This window comes from Streptomyces sp. NPDC001351 (assembly GCF_042896045.1).
Classification (GTDB): Bacteria; Actinomycetota; Actinomycetes; order Streptomycetales; family Streptomycetaceae; genus Streptomyces.
The window spans coordinates 610,626-624,543 of record NZ_JBIAWS010000002.1 but is presented as its reverse complement, the minus strand read 5'-3'; the positions used below and the strand labels follow the sequence as shown (position 1 = coordinate 624,543).

Here is a 13,918-nt window from a genome sequence, read left to right as displayed (position 1 = left end):
GCGTCCGGACGGGCTGAAGGACACTGCCCGGGCGGCCTGGAAGGGACTGCCCGGAGTTGTCAGTCGGGGCCGTTACGCTCGCCGCATGGCTCTCAACACGTCCGCAGAAGCGCCCCTGCCCGTCGGTGAGGTGTCGCGGCTCATCGGTGGGTGGATCGACCGGCTGGGGGCCGTCTGGGTCGAGGGGCAGATCACCCAGCTCTCGCGGCGGCCGGGCGCCGGGGTGGTGTTCCTGACCCTGCGGGATCCGTCGTACGACATCTCGGTCAGCGTCACCTGCTACCGGCAGGTGTTCGACGCCGTCGCCGATGTGGTGAGCGAGGGTGCGCGGGTCGTCGTACTCGCGAAGCCTGAGTGGTATGCGCCGCGGGGGCAGCTGTCCCTGCGGGCCGCCGAGATAAGGCCCGTGGGAGTCGGTGAACTCCTCGCGCGCCTGGAGCAGTTGAAGAAGTCCCTCGCCGCCGAGGGGCTGTTCGCGCCCGAGCGGAAGAAGGCCCTGCCGTTCCTGCCGCAGCTCATCGGGCTGGTCTGCGGCCGTGCGTCGGCCGCCGAGCGGGACGTCCTGGAGAACGCCCGGCACCGCTGGCCCGCCGTCCGCTTCGAGGTGCGCAACGTCGCCGTGCAGGGCGTGCACGCCGTCCCGCAGGTCGTGCAGGCGGTCAAGGAGCTCGACGAGGCCGGCGAGGTGGACGTCATCATCGTCGCACGCGGGGGCGGGAGCGTGGAGGACCTCCTTCCGTTCTCCGACGAGCAGCTCGTGCGCGCCGTCGCAGCGTGCCGTACCCCGGTCGTGTCGGCGATCGGGCACGAGCCCGACAACCCGCTCCTCGACTACGTGGCCGACCTGCGGGCCTCCACCCCCACCGACGCCGCCAAGAAGGTCGTACCGGACGTCGGGGAGGAGTACGAGCGCGTGCAGCAGTTGCGGAACCGGGCGCGGCGGTGCGTCGCGGCGCTCGTCGAGCGGGAGGAGCGCGGGCTCGCCCAGGCGCTCGCCCGGCCCTCGATACAGGATCCGCACCGGATGATCGACGAGCGGGCCGATCATGTCGCCTCGCTGGTCGACCGTTCGCGGCGCACGCTCGGGCATCTCCTCGACCGCGCCGCCTCGGAGCTGACGCACACGCACGCGCGCGTGGTGGCCCTCTCCCCCGCCGCCACCCTGAAGCGCGGTTACGCCGTGCTGCAGAAGTCCGACGGGCATGTCGTCCGCGCCCCGGACGAGGTGGGGGCGGACGAGACACTGCGGGCGCGGGTGGCCGAGGGCGAGTTCACGGTGGTCCGGGCCGACCGAGAACGCTGAGAACACGGGATGACGGCACGGTTCGAGTCGATGCATAGGGTGGGCGGATGACCAGCAAGGTGGATGAGGCGCTCGGCTACGAGCAGGCACGGGACGAGCTGATCGAGGTCGTACGACGCCTCGAGGCGGGCGGTACGACGCTGGAGGAGTCCCTGGCGCTCTGGGAGCGGGGCGAGGAGCTGGCCAAGGTGTGCCGGCGCTGGCTGGACGGGGCACGCGCCCGGCTGGACGCGGCCCTCGCGGAGGAAGAGGCCGCGGAAGAGGCCGAGGGCGAGTAGCGCACGACAAGGGGCGGTGGTGGCGGTCTGCTGTGAAGCGGATCACCACATCCCGATTATTGTTGAACCTTGAACCTTCCTTCGCGTACCGTCGGTCTCGTCAGTCGATCCGGACCACGGTCCGAATCGGATCCCGGCGCCACCCCGAGGAAGTTCCCGCATGTCTCTCGTTCTTGACCCCGCCGCCCAGGACCTGCTCTTCCGTGAGGCCCGTACCGCGAACACCTTCACCGACGAGCCGGTGACCGACGAGCAGGTCCAGGCGATCTACGACCTGGTCAAGTACGGCCCGACCGCCTTCAACCAGTCGCCGCTGCGCGTCACCCTGGTCCGCTCCGCCGAGGCCCGTGAGCGCCTGGTCAAGCACATGGCCGAGGGCAACCAGCCCAAGACCGCCACCGCGCCGCTGGTCGCGATCCTCTCCGCGGACAACGAGTTCCACGAGGAGCTGCCGACCCTCTTCCCGCACTTCCCGGCCGCCAAGGACGTCTTCTTCTCCGAGCGCCAGGCCCGCGAGGGTGCCGCGGGTCTGAACGCCGCGCTGCAGGCCGCCTACTTCATCATCGGCGTCCGCGCCGCCGGTCTCGCCGCCGGCCCGATGACCGGCCTCGACTTCGCGGGCGTCCAGAAGGAGTTCCTGGACGACGACCACACCCCGCTGATGGTCGTCAACATCGGCAAGCCGGGCGAGGACGCCTGGTTCCCGCGCTCCCCGCGCCTCGCGTACGACGAGGTCGTCACGACGGTCTGAGCGAACGACGGTCCGAGCGACCCCGCACGGAAGAGGCCCCCGGCCAGGAAGCCGGGGGCCTTTCCCGTGCGCGTCTCGCGTCTCGTACTCGCCCGTGCGCGGGCGGCTACGCCAGTTTCAGCGCCCGCGCCATCTCCGTCAGCTGCTGGAACGAGCCCGTGCCCGCGACCACCGTCGTGGAGCCCTTGCCCGGGAGCACGAGGGCGTCGTAGCGGCCGCCGGTGTAGCGGGTCCAGGTGCGGCCGGCGATCTCCTCGGTGGCCTTCGTCGCGTCCGCCCCCTGGGTGGCCTGGTCGATGAACGTCGACGGCTTCTGAGTCGACTGCTCGATCTGCACGTACTGGCCGTCGGGTGTGTGGAAGCCCAGGTGCCAGGCGTCGAACTGGTCGCCCTGGAAGCGGACCGAGGTCGCCTTCCAGTCCTTGGACAGGCCCTCGGGCGCGGCCACCGGGTAGGCGGCGGCGCGGCGCGCCGTGAGCAGTTCCACGCGGTAGTCGACCCGCGGGAGATCCGGAGGCGAGTCGTCGTGCGGGATGAACACGTAGATGAGTGCCGCCGCGATCCCGATGAGGCCCAGGGAGAGGATCATGTCCCGGACCGTCTTCTGCTTGCCGTTCGAACCTGCCACGTCCCCTATCGTCGCAGGTGCCCGGCCCGCTCATCCGTGGGGTCCCCTGCTCATTTTGTCGGACTGAGGATAGAGTCGAGGGTCGAACCCTCATCCGGCCGTCGTCGTATCAGAAAGGTGCGCCTCGATGACCGAGCATCATCACTTGCCGTCCGAGCTCGAAGTTCCCAGCGAAGCCCCCGACCGCAACCTCGCCCTCGAACTCGTCCGGGTGACCGAAGCCGCCGCGATGGCCGCGGGCCGCTGGGTCGGGCGGGGCGACAAGAACGGCGCCGACGGCGCAGCGGTGCGCGCCATGCGGACCCTCGTCTCCACCGTGTCGATGAACGGCGTGGTCGTCATCGGCGAGGGCGAGAAGGACGAGGCCCCGATGCTCTTCAACGGGGAGCGCGTGGGCGACGGGACCGGGCCGGAGTGCGACATCGCCGTCGACCCGATCGACGGCACCACCCTGACGGCCAAGGGCATGCCGAACGCGATCGCCGTGCTGGCGGCCGCGGACCGCGGGTCGATGTTCGACCCGTCCGCCGTCTTCTACATGGACAAGCTGGTCACCGGGCCCGAGGCCGCCGACTTCGTCGACATCGACGCGCCGGTGTCCGTGAACATCCGCCGTGTCGCCAAGGCCAAGCGCTCCACGCCGGAGGACGTGACGGTGGTGATCCTCGACCGGCCGCGGCACGAGGGGATCATCAAGGAGATCCGGGAGGCCGGGGCGCGCATCAAGCTGATCTCCGACGGTGACGTCGCCGGTTCGATCTACGCGCTGCGCGAGGGCACCGGCGTCGACATGCTGCTCGGGGTCGGTGGTACGCCGGAGGGGATCATCTCCGCGTGCGCCGTGAAGTGTCTGGGCGGGACGATCCAGGGCAAGCTGTGGCCCAAGGACGACGAGGAGCGGGCGCGGGCGATCGAGGCCGGGCACGATCTTGACCGGGTGCTCACCACCGACGACCTCGTCGCCGGCGAGAACGTGTTCTTCGTGGCGACCGGGATCACGGACGGGGAGTTGCTGCGGGGGGTTCGGTACCGGTCGGAGACCGCCACCACCGAGTCGATCGTCATGCGGTCGAAGTCGGGGACGGTGCGGCAGATCAACTCCGAGCATCGGCTCAGCAAGCTGCGCGCTTACAGCGCGATTGATTTTGATCGCGCCAAATAGCTCGGGGGCACTTGAGCGTTGGCGGGTGCGGGTGAGTCGTGGTTGATCGCGCCCACGCGGCGGAGCCGCAATTCGACACAGCCCCGCGCCCCCAAAACGCTGCAGCCCCGCCTGGCCCAACAGCGCCGGCAGACATAACAGCGATGGGGCGCCCCGGTGCGGAGGGGCGCCCCATCGGCGTGTGTGCGCTGGGCGGTCAACCCGCCGCTGCTATGCGGCCCTGCGCGCGTGCCGTCTTCTTGAGTTCCATCTCGCGGCGGCGCCTGCGCGCCAGGACCACGCGGCGTTCGGCGGCGGTAAGGCCGCCCCAGACGCCGTAGGGCTCCGGTTGCAGCAGCGCGTGCTCGCGGCACTCGACCATGACGGGACAGCGGGCGCAGACGCGCTTGGCCGCCTCCTCGCGGGAGAGCCGGGCGGCGGTGGGTTCCTTGGAAGGTGCGAAGAACAGGCCGGCCTCGTCGCGCCGGCACACCGCCTCGGTGTGCCATGGAGCGTCTTGGTCCCTGTCCCGCACTGGCACCCGCTGGGCCGGAACGGCAGCTACCTGCAGGGACGAATGCGGCGGTTGCAGCACGGTCTACTCCTGACGACGGCTTCGCGAGCGAGCGACGATGCAGCAAGGCCTACCCGCTGTGCGCGAGCCTATGCACTGAGTTCCGAACCGCTGGATTTCGCGTGCCCGTGAGCGCCTCGGGCGCGCGACCGCGGGTGGACCAATACCCTGCGGGCGCGCCCGGATTAGCAACCGTCAACGATTCAGGTGTTTGCGCAAAGTCTTGTCGACCTTGTGCTGGACGCGGTCGAGGATGTCCGCGACGAGCTTGCCCCGCTTCGGCCGCGCCTCGACGCTGCCCAGCACGGCCCAGCCGTCGACGTAGACCACCGGGGCGTTCGCATCGGTCGAGTCGAGGTTGTCGACCTCGAAGCTGCCGAGCACACCGCCGCCGGTGCCGCGCAGCGACACGTTCTCCGGGACGCGGACCTCGACGCTGCCGCAGAACGAGAACGTCTTGATCGCGACCTGCTGATACTCGAAGAGGGCCTCGCTGAGGTCTATCTCCACGCTGCCGAAGATCGCGTACGCGTGGATGCGGCGCCCCGCCCGCCAGCGGCCCTTGCGGACGGCGCTGCTGAACACCGCCACCACGTTGTCGTCGGGGTCGGCCGGGATCGCGCCCACCGGGGGGCGGCTCGGGGCGGCGGCGAAGGCGGGGGCCGCGCGGTGCTGATGGGCGGCGGGCAGGTCCCGTATGAAGACCTCCAGTTCGCCGACCGTCTTGGCGGCGAGCACGCCCTCGACGCGCTCGGCATGCTCGTCGGCGGTCAGGCGACCCTCGGCGAGGGCGTCGCGCAGGAGGTCGGCGATGCGGTCACGGTCGGCGTCCGAGGCGCGCAGTTCGGAAACCCGCGGGGCCGTGTCCTGGTGTCGTTCGCTCTTCTGAAGGTCCACGACAGCAGCGTACCCAAACGCGATAGATCGCGACTACCCCCTCATCGAGACCTGTGGAAAACCCGTACGGTTCTCGAACTGAGCCCTACCTCACAAGCTCCGTGTCAGCGGCAGGTTCTACGCTGGTGAGCGCCCGCCAATGACGGCGGGCGCCGTCTGTCGAGTGAGGAATGGGCTGAGATGCCTGAGTTCGCGTACACCGATCTGCTCCCCATGGGAGAGGACACCACCCCGTACCGGCTGGTGACCTCCGAAGGTGTGTCCACCTTCGAGGCCGACGGGCGGACGTTCCTCAAGGTGGAGCCGGAGGCACTGCGCAAGCTCGCCGAGGAGGCCATCCACGACATCCAGCACTACCTGCGGCCCGCGCACCTGGCCCAGCTGCGGCGCATCATCGACGACCCCGAGGCGTCCAGCAACGACAAGTTCGTGGCGCTGGACCTGCTGAAGAACGCGAACATCGCGGCCGCGGGCGTGCTCCCCATGTGCCAGGACACCGGCACGGCGATCGTCATGGGCAAGCGCGGACAGAACGTGCTCACCGAGGGCGGTGACGAGGCGGCGCTGTCGAAGGGCATCTACGACGCGTACCTCAACCTCAACCTGCGGTACTCGCAGATGGCCCCGCTGACCATGTGGGACGAGAAGAACACCGGCTCCAACCTGCCGGCGCAGATCGAGCTGTACGCCACCGACGGCGGCGCGTACAAGTTCCTGTTCATGGCGAAGGGCGGCGGCTCCGCCAACAAGTCGTTCCTGTACCAGGAGACGAAGGCCGTCCTGAACGAGGCCTCCATGATGAAGTTCCTGGAGGAGAAGATCCGTTCGCTGGGCACGGCCGCCTGCCCGCCGTACCACCTGGCGATCGTGGTCGGCGGTACGTCCGCCGAGTACGCGCTGAAGACCGCGAAGTACGCCTCCGCGCACTACCTGGACGAGATCCCGGCCGAGGGCTCGGAGCTCGGGCACGGCTTCCGCGACAAGGAGCTGGAGGAGAAGGTCTTCGAGCTGACGCAGAAGATCGGGATCGGCGCGCAGTTCGGCGGCAAGTACTTCTGCCACGACGTGCGCGTGGTGCGGCTGCCGCGGCACGGCGCCTCGTGCCCCGTCGCGATCGCCGTGTCCTGTTCGGCCGACCGCCAGGCCCTCGCGAAGATCACGGCGGAGGGTGTCTTCCTGGAGCAGCTGGAGACGGACCCGGCGCGGTTTCTGCCGGAGACGACGGACGAGCACCTGGAGCAGGACGGGGACGTCGTCAAGATCGACCTGAACCAGCCGATGGAGTCGATCCTCGCCGAGCTGACCAAGTACCCGGTCAAGACCCGGCTCTCGCTCACCGGTCCGCTGGTGGTGGCGCGCGACATCGCGCACGCCAAGATCAAGGAGCGGCTGGACGCGGGCGAGGAGATGCCGCAGTACCTCAAGGACCACCCGGTGTACTACGCGGGCCCGGCGAAGACCCCCGAGGGATACGCGTCCGGTTCCTTCGGCCCGACCACGGCCGGCCGTATGGACAGCTACGTCGAGCAGTTCCAGGCGGCGGGCGGCTCCAAGGTGATGCTCGCCAAGGGCAACCGCAGCAAGCAGGTCACGGACGCGTGCGACGCGCACGGCGGCTTCTATCTCGGCTCCATCGGCGGCCCGGCCGCCCGCCTCGCCCAGGACTGCATCAAGAAGGTCGAGGTCGTCGAGTACGAGGAGCTCGGCATGGAGGCGGTCTGGAAGATCGAGGTGGAGGACTTCCCGGCGTTCATCGTGGTGGACGACAAGGGCAACGACTTCTTCCAGGACCCGGCGCCGGCGCCGACGTTCACGTCGATCCCGGTGCGGGGGCCCGGGCTGGCGTAGCTCCCGGGGGTGCGGCGGGGGACGGATCTCGCCCCCGCACCCCGCCGCGCGTCGTGGTGTCCCGGGACGCCGTCGGAATGGCCGTACCGCATCGCAGAGCGCCTGCACGGCGTCCCAGTTCGTCCCAGGAACGGGTGGGACGGCATCTTTGGGAACTTCGCCGGAAACGCTCCGTGCTGACTGGATCACAGCCCGTGATCCGCAGGTCATCTCGGAGGGACAACCCATGATCCGACGCTCACTGCGCAACGGCCTCTTGGCCGCGTTCGCGGTCGTCGCCGTCTTCCCGGTGGCGGCCGTCGCCTCCGCCGGGCCGGCCGCGCAGGCCCATGCGCTGAACTCCACTCCCCCGCAGATCTCCGTGCCCGCGTGGCAGCCGGCCCCCGCGCCGTCCACGCTGCCCGCCAGGCCGAAGGCGCCCGCAGTTCCCAAGGCGCCGAAGTGCCACCACGGCCGCCACCACGCGAAGGGCCGCGCCGCACGCCACCACCAGCACATCCGGCACGTCCGGCACGTCCACGGCGTCCGGCGCATCACCAGGAACCACGCCTGGGGCTATGTCGCCACCCACCGTCTGCCGCTGAACGTCCGGTCCGGGCCGGGCACCGGCTACCGCGTCGTCGGCTCGCGGTCCGTGGGCTCCAGCGTGGCCCTCACCTGCAAGGTGCGGGGTTCCGGCGTCCGCGGCAACCACCGCTGGTACCGGCTCGCCCACCACAGGGGCTGGGTCTCCGCCCGCTACGTGCACAACCTCGCCACCGTCCGCTGGTGCTGACGCCCCCTCGACCGCACCGGTCGTGATTCCCGGTACCTCCCGGCGGGCCGCGCAGGCCCGCCGGGAGATGCCGTGAGGTAATCCGCCGATCACACCCCCACTCGGCGTAATCGCAGGTCAACTCAGTCAACTCCCCTTCATATTCCGGTGATCGCGGTATGGCCGGGCGCCGCCGCCGGGAACACATCAGGGCGGTCACCCCGGCATGGCGAGGGAGCGAGATGGAGAGCCACGTGACGGTCCAGAGGCAGCCGCTGCCCGACGCGTCGCAGGACGACGGGCGGCTCCTGACGGAGCGGCTGCGTGCCCTCAAGCAGCGGACGGGACTGAGCCTGGCCGCACTGGCCGGCGTCACCCCGTTCAGCAAGTCGACCTGGCACCGCTATCTGAACGGCGATCAGTTCCCGCCCCGGGCCGCGGTCGTGGCGCTCGTACGGCTCGCCGACGCCGACCCCGGCCCCCTGCTCGCTCTCTGGGACTCCGCCGCACAGGCGCAGGCCGACGGGGCGTCCGTCGCCAAGCGGCAGCCGGACCCGTCCGTGCCGCCCGTCACCCCGCGGCGCCGCCGCATCCCGCGGCCGAGTCGCGCCGTCGTCGCGCTCGCCACCATGGCCGCCACCGTGGCGGTCACCGCGGCCGCCGCGGACGTACTGGACCCCGGCCACACGGCGGCGCCCCGGACGGCCGCCTCCTGCCACGGCAGCGACTGCCAGGGGGAACTCCCCACCTCCGAGACCTGCGCCCGGGACGCGCGCACCGAGAGCACGGTCGCCAGGCCCGCCGAGGTGGTGCTGCTCAGGTTCTCGCCGTCCTGCGCCACGGTCTGGTCCGAGCTGCGCACCCGGACCGGCGGCGCGCGGGAGATCTGGATCAGGGCGGGCGAGGACGAGCTGTCCGCGGAGTACCAGGGCGACAAGTCGGACGGATACAGCAGCCCGATGCTGGCCGCGCCGGACCCGCGCGGAGCCCAGGCCTGCGCCGAGGTGGCCGAAAAGCCCGTATGCACCGGGCGCTTCGGCATGCCGGGCCGCTGACGGCGAAACCAGCCCGCGTGACAACCCCCGGCCGGCTCAAGGTGCGGAACATCCCCGCCTCTCCGATCGCTATACGGGCATGAGCGACGACTACCGCATCGAGCACGACTCCATGGGCGAGGTCCGCGTCCCCGCCGACGCCAAGTGGCGGGCCCAGACACAGCGTGCCGTCGAGAACTTCCCGATCTCCGGCCAGCGCATCGAGCGCGCCCACATCGAGGCCCTGGCCCGCATCAAGGGCGCCGCGGCGAAGGTGAACGCGCGGCTGGGGGTGCTCGACAAGGACATCGCCGAGGCGATCCAGGAGGCGGCCGAGGAGGTCGCCCGGGGTGACTGGGACGAGCACTTCCCGATCGACGTCTTCCAGACCGGTTCCGGCACCTCGTCGAACATGAACACCAACGAGGTCATCGCCACCCTCGCGACCGAGCGGCTCGGCAGGGACGTACACCCCAACGACCATGTGAACGCCTCCCAGTCGTCCAACGACGTCTTCCCGTCCTCCATCCACATCGCCGCCACCGCCGCCGTCACCCACGACCTGATCCCCGCCCTGGAACACCTCGCCGACGCCCTCACCCGCAAGTCCGAGGAGTTCGCCGACGTAGTGAAGTCCGGGCGGACGCATCTGATGGACGCCACGCCGGTGACCCTGGGGCAGGAGTTCGGCGGCTACGCGGCCCAGATCCGCTACGGCGTCGAGCGGCTGCACGCCGCGCTCCCCCGCCTCGCCGAGCTGCCCCTCGGCGGGACGGCGGTCGGCACCGGCATCAACACCCCGCCCGGCTTCTCCGCCGCCGTCATCGAGGAGGTCGCCCGCGTCACGGGGCTGCCGCTCACCGAGGCGCGCAACCACTTCGAGGCGCAGGGGGCGCGGGACGGGATCGTCGAGACCAGCGGACAGCTGCGGACGGTCGCCGTCGGACTGACCAAGATCGCCAACGATCTGCGGTGGATGGCGTCCGGGCCGCGGACCGGCCTAGCCGAGATCACCCTGCCCGACCTCCAGCCCGGCTCGTCGATCATGCCCGGCAAGGTCAACCCGGTGATCCCGGAGGCCGTGCTCATGGTCGCCGCCCAGGTCACCGGCAACGACGCCACCGTCGCCGCCGCCGGAGCCGCGGGCAACTTCGAGCTCAATGTGATGCTGCCGGTCATCGCCAGGAACGTCCTGGAGTCGGTCCGGCTGCTGGCCAATGTCTCCCGGCTGCTCGCCGACCGGACCGTGGACGGGATCACCGCGAACCGGGAACGGGCCCGCGAGTACGCCGAGTCCTCACCCTCCGTGGTCACTCCGCTCAACAAGTACATCGGGTACGAGGAGGCCGCCAAGGTCGCCAAGAAGGCTCTCGCGGAGCAGAAGACGATCCGTGAAGTCGTCCTGGAGAGCGGGTACGTGGAGCGCGGGGACCTCACGGCGGAGCAGCTCGACGAGGCCCTGGATGTCCTGCGGATGACGCATCCGTAACCAATCGTCGCACCGTCGCGAACCGTGACGCGCGCCGCAGCGTCGTATGCCCTGGGCACCTAATATCTGTGCATGGCAGAGGGTGGAGCGATGAGAGCGGAAGCGGACGCGGCTGCGGCGGTGCGCAGCGGCTTTTGGACCCCCGGGACCCAGGTCCTGTGGCGCTACCGGGAGAACGCCGGCGAGCGCTTCCACATCGCACGCCCCGTCACCGTCGTCCGGGACGACGACGAACTGCTCGCCGTCTGGCTGGCACCCGGCACCGAGTGCGTGAAGCCCGTCCTCGCCGACGGCACCCCGGTGCACGTCGAACCCCTCCGGTCCCGCTACACCAAGCCCCGTACCGTCCAGCTCGACCACTGGTTCGGCACCGGCGTGCTGAAGCTGGCCCGCCCCGGTGAGCCCTGGTCGGTGTGGCTGTTCTGGGAGCCGGGCTGGCGGTTCAAGAACTGGTACGTGAATCTTGAATCGCCACTGGTGCGTTGGGACGGCGGGGTCGACTCCGAGGACCACTTCCTGGACATCTCCGTCCACCCCGACCGCAGTTGGCACTGGCGTGACGAGGACGAGTTCGCGCAGGCCCAGCAGGACGGGCTGATGGACGCGTCGGCCGCCGAACAGGTGCGCAGGGCGGGCCGGTCCGCGGTCGAACTGATCCGCGCCTGGGGTCCGCCGTTCAGCGACGGCTGGCAGCACTGGCGCCCTGACCCGTCCTGGGCTGTACCGTCTTTGCCGGAGGACTGGGATCGTACGCCCGCGCATGTGTCCACGTGAGACTCTTGATGCGCCCCCGGTCCACAACCGTAGGATCGTCCTCCGCAAGGTGCAGTGGCAACTGCCGGAGCATGCGCTGGGCTTGACCGATCGTCACCGAGGGGCGGCAGGACGTGAGCGAGGGGTACGAGGGCAACACCGGAACGGCCGGTGAACGGTTCTCTGGTGGCACGACAACAGCCTCTGACCACGCGGGAATTCCGTTCCGGGGACACGTATTCCGGGTATCGGGATTCCTGCGGGACCAACTGCGCTCGCGATGCGCAGCCCCGGACGGACGGATTCGACACGCGTGACGGAGCACCCCATGTCCTTCGAGCGCCCGCAGCCGGGCGCCGACCCCGCGGACCCCCGCGGGGCGCTCCTGCACACCCAGACGCCCTCCCCCACGGCCGCTTTACCCGCACAGGCGCGCACCGGGGAGACCCCGTCGACGCCGGGTACGGCCACACCGTGCAGCAAAGGAAGCCAGGGAAAGGACCCGGTCTCGCCCCCCTCCGACACCACCGGCCCCGAGCACTCGCAGCCCGCCGCCGCAGAAGCCGTGGAACCCGGCACGCACCGCCCGCGCCCCGTGCCCGAGACCATCCCGGACCAGCCGGACGGCACGCAGGACCGGCCGCAGGGGTCCGGCGCCCAGGAGCGCCGTACCGGGCAGGGAATCACGACGCCCGGGCAGCCCACGCCGATGCGGCGGGACGGCGACCGGCTGCGGTTCGTCGGCGCCGCGACCCGGCGGATCGCCCGCGGCATCGACCTCGACGAGATCGTCATGGGTCTGTGCCGGGCCACCGTGCCGACCTTCTCCGACGCGATCCTCGTCTATCTGCGCGACCCGCTGCCCGTCGGCGACGAGCGGCCCACCGGCCCGCTCCTGCTGCGTCTGCGGCGCACCGACCGGATCCCCGCGGAGCGGGACACCGAGGGCGGCTTCTCGCCCGCCCTGCAGCCGGAGCCGCCGGAGATGACGGGGTTCGACGCGGTCGGCGCCGAACTGTGCGAGGTACGGCCGGGCAGCGCCCTCGCCGAGGTGCTGCGCGGGGTCCGCCCGGTCTTCACGGACGCGCCCGCCGCCCGTGCCGCCCTGCCCGAACTCCTGGGCGACGGAACTGAGTTCGCCGTGCCCGGCGGACAGCGCGCGATCCTCGCCCCGCTGCGCGGCCGCCGCCGGGTGATCGGCGCCGCGCTCTTCCTGCGCCGCCCGGAGCGCATGGCCTTCGAGGCCGACGACCTCCTGGTCGCCGCCCAGCTCGCCACGCACAGCGCCCTCGGCATCGACAAGGCGGTGCTGTACGGGCGCGAGGCGTACATCGCCGACGAGCTGCAGCGGACCATGCTGCCGGAGACCCTCCCGCGGCCCACCGGCGTGCGGCTGGCGTCCCGTTATCTGCCGGCCGCGGAGACCGCGCGGGTGGGCGGCGACTGGTACGACGCCATCCCGCTGCCCGGCAGCCGGGTCGCGCTGGTGGTGGGGGACGTGATGGGTCACTCCATGACGTCCGCGGCCATCATGGGCCAGCTGCGCACCACGGCCCAGACCCTGGCCGGCCTCGACCTGCCCCCGCAGGAGGTCCTGCACCACCTCGACGAACAGGCCCAGCGCCTGGGCACCGACCGCATGGCGACCTGCCTGTACGCCGTCTACGACCCGGTCTCGCACCGCATCACCATCGCCAACGCCGGCCATCCGCCGCCGGTCCTGCTGCATCTGGGCGGCCGCGCCGAGGTGCTGCGGGTGCCGCCGGGTGCGCCGATCGGTGTGGGCGGCGTCGACTTCGAGGCCGTGGAACTGGACGCACCGGCCGGGGCGACGCTGCTCCTGTACACCGACGGCCTGGTCGAGTCCCGGCTGCGGGACGTGTGGACCGGCATAGAGCAGCTGCGCGAGAAGCTCGCCGCGACCGCACAACTGACCGGGCCCGACCATCCGCCGCCGCTGGAAGCGCTCTGCGACGAGGTGCTCGACATGCTCGGCCCGGGCGACCGGGACGACGACATCGCGCTGCTCGCCGCCCGCTTCGACGGGATCGCCCCGAGCGACGTGGCGTACTGGTTCCTGGAGCCGGAGGACGCGGCACCCGGCCGCGCCCGCCGACTGGCCCGGCGGGCACTGTCCCGCTGGGGCATGGAGGACCTCAGCGACTCCGTGGAACTCCTCGTCAGCGAGGTCGTCACGAACGCCGTGCGGTACGCGTCCAGGCCGGTCACGCTGCGACTCCTGCGCACCGACGTACTGCGCTGCGAGGTCGGCGACGACGTACCGCAGCTGCCGCGACTGCGGCAGGCGCGGGCGACGGACGAGGGCGGTCGTGGGCTGTACCTGGTGAACAAGCTGGCCCGGCGGTGGGGGGCGACGCGGCTGAGCACCGGGAAGGTGGTCTGGTTCGAGCTGAACCAGAACTGAGCGTGGTACGCGAAAGGGCGCCCGGTGACCACCGGGCGCCCTT

13 protein-coding genes are annotated in these 13,918 nt (G+C 71.0%); 10 read left to right on the top strand and 3 right to left on the bottom strand.

Annotated elements, in window-relative coordinates; genetic code table 11:
- Positions 1 to 85 precede the first annotated feature (85 nt).
- From xseA to ACFY1U_RS08490, 3 genes are all read left to right on the top strand, one after another.
- Complete coding sequence (gene xseA / locus ACFY1U_RS08500; protein ID WP_390693340.1) at positions 86 to 1,303, top strand: exodeoxyribonuclease VII large subunit; 1,218 nt, start codon at positions 86 to 88, stop codon at positions 1,301 to 1,303.
- Between the two features lie 47 nt (positions 1,304 to 1,350).
- Positions 1,351 to 1,581 carry an exodeoxyribonuclease VII small subunit gene (locus tag ACFY1U_RS08495; protein ID WP_390693339.1) on the top strand — a complete coding sequence of 77 codons (231 nt, stop codon included), beginning with the start codon at positions 1,351 to 1,353 and terminating at the stop codon, positions 1,579 to 1,581.
- Between the two features lie 160 nt (positions 1,582 to 1,741).
- The gene (locus ACFY1U_RS08490; protein WP_390693338.1) at positions 1,742 to 2,332 is read left to right on the top strand and encodes a malonic semialdehyde reductase; all 591 of its coding nucleotides are present in this window, start codon (positions 1,742 to 1,744) and stop codon (positions 2,330 to 2,332) included.
- 106 nt (positions 2,333 to 2,438) lie between these two features.
- Here ACFY1U_RS08490 and ACFY1U_RS08485 read toward each other — a convergent pair whose 3' ends face one another.
- The gene (locus tag ACFY1U_RS08485) at positions 2,439 to 2,960 is read right to left on the bottom strand and encodes a DUF4245 domain-containing protein (protein WP_390693337.1); all 522 of its coding nucleotides are present in this window, start codon (positions 2,958 to 2,960) and stop codon (positions 2,439 to 2,441) included.
- Positions 2,961 to 3,087: 127 nt separating this feature from the next.
- On the opposite strand from ACFY1U_RS08485, the gene glpX reads away from it, so the two are divergent.
- The gene (glpX, locus tag ACFY1U_RS08480) at positions 3,088 to 4,122 is read left to right on the top strand and encodes a class II fructose-bisphosphatase (RefSeq protein WP_390693336.1); all 1,035 of its coding nucleotides are present in this window, start codon (positions 3,088 to 3,090) and stop codon (positions 4,120 to 4,122) included.
- 196 nt (positions 4,123 to 4,318) lie between these two features.
- On the opposite strand, the gene ACFY1U_RS08475 is transcribed toward glpX, so the two are convergent.
- Both ACFY1U_RS08475 and ACFY1U_RS08470 read right to left on the bottom strand, forming a co-directional pair.
- Positions 4,319 to 4,696: a WhiB family transcriptional regulator gene (locus ACFY1U_RS08475; RefSeq protein WP_115906155.1), complete on the bottom strand. Its 378-nt coding sequence runs from the start codon at positions 4,694 to 4,696 to the stop codon at positions 4,319 to 4,321.
- A gap of 174 nt (positions 4,697 to 4,870) precedes the next feature.
- Positions 4,871 to 5,572, bottom strand: coding sequence for a DUF1707 domain-containing protein (locus ACFY1U_RS08470; RefSeq protein WP_390693335.1), 702 nt, complete (start codon positions 5,570 to 5,572; stop codon positions 4,871 to 4,873).
- 180 nt (positions 5,573 to 5,752) lie between these two features.
- On the opposite strand from ACFY1U_RS08470, the gene ACFY1U_RS08465 reads away from it, so the two are divergent.
- The 6 genes from ACFY1U_RS08465 (at position 5,753) to ACFY1U_RS08440 (ending at position 13,875) form a co-directional block, all read left to right on the top strand.
- Positions 5,753 to 7,420 (top strand): fumarate hydratase, encoded by a 1,668-nt coding sequence (locus ACFY1U_RS08465; RefSeq protein WP_390693334.1) that lies wholly within the window; start codon positions 5,753 to 5,755, stop codon positions 7,418 to 7,420.
- Positions 7,421 to 7,646: 226 nt separating this feature from the next.
- Positions 7,647 to 8,195, top strand: a complete 549-nt coding sequence (locus tag ACFY1U_RS08460) for an SH3 domain-containing protein (RefSeq protein ID WP_390693333.1) — start codon at positions 7,647 to 7,649, stop codon at positions 8,193 to 8,195.
- A 233-nt stretch (positions 8,196 to 8,428) separates the two neighbouring features.
- Complete coding sequence (locus ACFY1U_RS08455) at positions 8,429 to 9,229, top strand: DUF2690 domain-containing protein (protein WP_390693332.1); 801 nt, start codon at positions 8,429 to 8,431, stop codon at positions 9,227 to 9,229.
- Between the two features lie 79 nt (positions 9,230 to 9,308).
- Positions 9,309 to 10,697 (top strand): class II fumarate hydratase, encoded by a 1,389-nt coding sequence (locus tag ACFY1U_RS08450; RefSeq protein WP_390693331.1) that lies wholly within the window; start codon positions 9,309 to 9,311, stop codon positions 10,695 to 10,697.
- A 90-nt stretch (positions 10,698 to 10,787) separates the two neighbouring features.
- A complete protein-coding gene (locus ACFY1U_RS08445; RefSeq protein WP_390693330.1) occupies positions 10,788 to 11,471 on the top strand; it encodes a DUF402 domain-containing protein in 684 nt (227 codons plus the stop codon).
- Positions 11,472 to 11,778: 307 nt separating this feature from the next.
- The gene (locus ACFY1U_RS08440) at positions 11,779 to 13,875 is read left to right on the top strand and encodes a SpoIIE family protein phosphatase (protein ID WP_390693329.1); all 2,097 of its coding nucleotides are present in this window, start codon (positions 11,779 to 11,781) and stop codon (positions 13,873 to 13,875) included.
- Positions 13,876 to 13,918: the final 43 nt, after the last annotated feature.

What these genes read in the sequence shown, in the direction of transcription:
- xseA (WP_390693340.1), top strand. Translation starts at nt 86, where the DNA reads ATGGCTCTCAACACGTCCGCAGAAGCGCCCCTGCCCGTCGGTGAGGTG.
- ACFY1U_RS08495 (WP_390693339.1), top strand. Translation starts at nt 1,351, where the DNA reads ATGACCAGCAAGGTGGATGAGGCGCTCGGCTACGAGCAGGCACGGGAC.
- ACFY1U_RS08490 (WP_390693338.1), top strand. Translation starts at nt 1,742, where the DNA reads ATGTCTCTCGTTCTTGACCCCGCCGCCCAGGACCTGCTCTTCCGTGAG.
- glpX (WP_390693336.1), top strand. Translation starts at nt 3,088, where the DNA reads ATGACCGAGCATCATCACTTGCCGTCCGAGCTCGAAGTTCCCAGCGAA.
- ACFY1U_RS08465 (WP_390693334.1), top strand. Translation starts at nt 5,753, where the DNA reads ATGCCTGAGTTCGCGTACACCGATCTGCTCCCCATGGGAGAGGACACC.
- ACFY1U_RS08460 (WP_390693333.1), top strand. Translation starts at nt 7,647, where the DNA reads ATGATCCGACGCTCACTGCGCAACGGCCTCTTGGCCGCGTTCGCGGTC.
- ACFY1U_RS08450 (WP_390693331.1), top strand. Translation starts at nt 9,309, where the DNA reads ATGAGCGACGACTACCGCATCGAGCACGACTCCATGGGCGAGGTCCGC.
- ACFY1U_RS08445 (WP_390693330.1), top strand. Translation starts at nt 10,788, where the DNA reads ATGAGAGCGGAAGCGGACGCGGCTGCGGCGGTGCGCAGCGGCTTTTGG.
- ACFY1U_RS08440 (WP_390693329.1), top strand. Translation starts at nt 11,779, where the DNA reads ATGTCCTTCGAGCGCCCGCAGCCGGGCGCCGACCCCGCGGACCCCCGC.